Below are 3,149 nucleotides of genomic sequence, written 5' to 3'. Positions count from 1 at the left end.
TGACGCAGTCACCTTCCCGTGACTGCGAGGCGGCGCAGCCGGCGCGGCAGTCGGGCGGGGTATCCCCGGGCATTCGGGGCCTGGTCGGGAGATTGCTTCGCTGCGCTCGCAATGACGGGGTTATTGTCCCGTGACTGCGAGGCGGCGCAGCCGGCGCGGCAGTCGGGCGGAGTGCCCCCGGCGTCCGGGGCCTGGGTGGGAGATTGCTTCGCTGCGCTCGCAATGACGGGGTCACCTTCCCGTCACTGCGAGGCGGCGCAGCCGACGTGGCAGCCGGGCGGGGTATCCCCGGGCGTTCGGGGCTGGTCGGGAGATTGCTTCGCTGCGCCCGCCATGACGGGGTTGTCTTCCCGGCGTTGCGGGACCCGCCAGGGGGGGGGCATGGCACGGGCGCAGGTGCCGCCGGACGGTGTCAGTCGCGGTGGTTCCGGTCCTGCCGGGCGGCCGGGTCTTCGGGGGGCGGCCGCGGCCGGTCGCCGTCGCCCTGGTGGTCGTCTTCCGGCGGCTCCTCGTCTTCCCAGTCGTAGCGTTCGAACACCGGGAACGGGTCGCGGCGGTAGAGGAACCAGCCGCAGACCGCGCCGACCACGCCGCCGAACAGGTGCGCCTCGAAGGAAACCCCGGGCACGCTGGGGAACACGCCCCAGAACATGCCGCCGTAAAGAAACAGCACGATCATCGTCAGGGTGAGCGACAGGGCATCGCGGCGGCGGATGCCGACGACCACGGCGAAGAACATCAGCCCGTGGGTCAGCCCGGAGGCGCCGATATGCAGGCCCTCGCGGCCGAACAGCCAGACCCCGAGTCCGCCCATCAGCCAGATCAGCGGCACCGCGGTGCGCGTGGCATTGGGAAAGCCGTACAGGGTGAGGATGCCGAGCACCCACAGGGTCGGGACGTTGGCCAGCAGGTGACCCCAGGAGCCGTGGATCAGCGGCGAGGTGAAGATGCCGAGAAAGCCCACCGCATCCCGCGGCAGGATGCCGAGCACCGACCAGTCGCCGCCGGCGAGTTCCTGCAGTGCATGGATCGTGATCAGCGCGACCGCCCCCAGCAGTGGCCAGGTCAGGGCGCGGCGCACGCGTTCGCGTTCGGCCCGGGGGTCGGCCGGCGGAGCCGGGCGGCGCAGGTTCATCATTCGCCTAGCCTGCCATGCTCCGGCGCCGGGTCCAATTCCCGGGACTCCCGCGAGCCGGTGATGGCGCGGCCATCGAGAGCATCCGAAGGCGACGCGGGACGGGGATGTGCCGCCGGAATGGACCGTCACGGGTGACGGATTCAAAGCAGGCTGCAAGGCCCCTGCCCGTCCAGGGTCATGCAGCACGCTGCAGCGCCGCGCGCGGCACGCGCGCCGGGCAAGCCGGGATGGCCTTGTTCAGCCGCTTTACCAGCTCCAGCCCGCTGCAGGCGTCCGGAGGTTGTCGCGTCGGCCTCGCCTTCTCGCCATGACGGGGCGCCGGCGGGCGGCGTCAGTGCCCGCCCGGTCCCAGGTCAACGTCCTTGTCGTGCAGGGCCAGCTTGTCGTGGAGTTCGCCGCTTTCGCCGCCCGGGGGCTTCACCTCGACCTCCATCCCGTTGCGACGGAACTTGCCCACGACCTTGTCGATCGCGGCGACGGCCGAGCTGTCCCACAGCGAGGCCCTGCTCAGATCGATCACCACGTGGTGGACATGTTCGCGGTAGTCGAAGCTGTCGATGAACTTGTCTACCGCCACGAAGAACAGCTGGCCGCGCACGGTGTAGATGCGCTTCTTGCCGTCCTCGGACAGCTCGCTTTTCACCTCGACGGCCTTGACCATCTTGCGCGCGAAGAAGATCGCCGAGAGCAGTACGCCGGCGAACACGCCCATCGACAGGTCGTGGGTGATCACGGTGACGGCGACGGTCACGATCAGCACCACGGCGTCGGTGCGCGGCAGCCTGTGCAGCGTGGTCAGCGAGCCCCAGTCGAAGGTGGCGATGGAGACCATGATCATCACCGCGACCAGCGCGGCCATCGGGATGATGGAGACGAGATCCCCCAGCACCAGAATGAAGAACAGCAGGAACAAACCCGCCGACAGGGTGGACAGCCGGCCGAGGCCGCCGGATTTGATGTTGATCACCGACTGGCCAATCATCGCGCAGCCCGCCATGCCGCCGAAGCAGCCGGTGACGATGTTGGCGATGCCCTGACCCTGGGCCTCTCGGTTCTTGCCCGAGGGGGTGTCGGTGAGGTCGTCGATGATGGAGGCCGTCAGCAGCGACTCCAGAAGGCCGACGATCGCCAGCGCGAACGCGGTCGGGAAGATGATCTGCAGGGTCTCCCAGTTCAGCGGGATGTCCGGGAACAGGAATACCGGCAGGCCGTCCGGCATGTCACCCATGTCGCCTACCTCCAGGGTAGGCAGGCCCATGAAATAGACGACGATGGTCAGCGCGATGATGGCGACCAGCGGCGGCGGCAGCAGCTTCGGGTACCCCGGAATCAGCGGCAGGCCGTAGAGGATGATCAGACCGGCCGCGACCAGCGCCCACATGGTGGTGTCGCCATCGACCAGGTACGGCACCTGCGACAGGAAGATCAGGATCGCCAGCGCATTCACGAAGCCGACCAGCACCGTGCGCGGGATGAACATCATGTAGCGCGCGAGCTTGGCCCAAGAGAACAGGATCTGGATGATCCCGGTCAGGATGGTGGCCGCGAGCAGGTACTGCAGCCCGTGCTCGGCCACCAGGGTGACCGTAAGCAGGGCCATGGCCCCGGTGGCGGCCGAGATCATCCCGGGCCGCCCGCCGGCGAAGGCGATCACCACCGCCATGGTGAACGAGGCGTACAGACCCACGCTCGGGTCCACCCCGGCGATGATGGAGAACGCGATCGCCTCCGGGATCAGGGCCAGTGCCACCACGATCCCGGCGATCAGATCACCGCGAATGTTGAAAAACCAGGTCTCGCGTTGGCGCTGCCAGAACGCGTTCAGCTTCTGCTGCACGGCAAACCTCCAATATGAAGTTTGTCGCGCCGGCCCCGACCGCGGCCCGGAAGGGGCGGGTCAGTGATAAGACGGGTGGTATTGACGGAAACCGCTCAGTCGCGTACTGCTTGTGTCCGGTGCCACCAGTTACGGCGCATGAAAGCAGGCGGGCGCTTGCGCAGATCACGGTCG

General features: G+C 68.1%; 2 protein-coding genes. Both read right to left on the bottom strand.

The window, feature by feature from the left end:
* Positions 1 to 412: 412 nt before the first annotated feature.
* A complete protein-coding gene (locus ACJWXQ_RS06030; protein WP_406672366.1) occupies positions 413 to 1,138 on the bottom strand; it encodes a rhomboid family intramembrane serine protease in 726 nt (241 codons plus the stop codon).
* A gap of 331 nt (positions 1,139 to 1,469) precedes the next feature.
* Positions 1,470 to 2,975, bottom strand: a complete 1,506-nt coding sequence (locus ACJWXQ_RS06025) for a SulP family inorganic anion transporter (protein ID WP_406672365.1) — start codon at positions 2,973 to 2,975, stop codon at positions 1,470 to 1,472.
* Positions 2,976 to 3,149 lie beyond the last annotated feature (174 nt).

The sequence above is a fragment of the Natronospira sp. genome, from assembly GCF_007134575.1.
Taxonomy (GTDB): domain Bacteria; phylum Pseudomonadota; class Gammaproteobacteria; order Natronospirales; family Natronospiraceae; genus Natronospira; species Natronospira elongata.
Note: the sequence above shows the minus strand (reverse complement) of the source record. Positions and strands in the feature narration are given on the sequence as shown.

Bases quoted from the DNA above. Each gene is read 5' to 3' on its own strand.
- ACJWXQ_RS06030 (WP_406672366.1), bottom strand. From the start codon at position 1,138: ATGATGAACCTGCGCCGCCCGGCTCCGCCGGCCGACCCCCGGGCCGAA.